Here is a 267-nt window from a genome sequence, read left to right as displayed (position 1 = left end):
AATACCGTGCAACCGGCGATGATTTCATTAAGCCGTGGAAGCCGCACGCTCTTGACCATGTGCAATGGCCGCCAAATTACAAAGGCGTTTATGCTTGGCGAATTGAAACTCTCGCTAAATTGCGTTCTGACCCGCAATTGCTCGCTTCTGCCCGTGCTTATTATTCGTCGCGTCCAAAAGAGTTCATTATGCACTGGTGCGATACCTACGACCCTAGAAAGAACGGTAGCAAATGGGTTCCGTTCGTGTTTTTCGAGAAACAGGCGG

General features: G+C 49.4%; 1 protein-coding gene. It reads left to right on the top strand.

Going from position 1 to position 267, the window contains the following annotated elements; genetic code table 11:
• Nucleotides 1-267 (top strand): hypothetical protein (locus Q5762_RS38610; RefSeq protein ID WP_315896986.1); only part of this gene is annotated, 267 nt, incomplete at both ends.

Source organism: Streptomyces sp. P9(2023), from assembly GCF_032436795.1.
In the GTDB taxonomy this organism is placed as follows: Bacteria; Actinomycetota; Actinomycetes; order Streptomycetales; family Streptomycetaceae; genus Streptomyces.
Note: the sequence above shows the minus strand (reverse complement) of the source record. Positions and strands in the feature narration are given on the sequence as shown.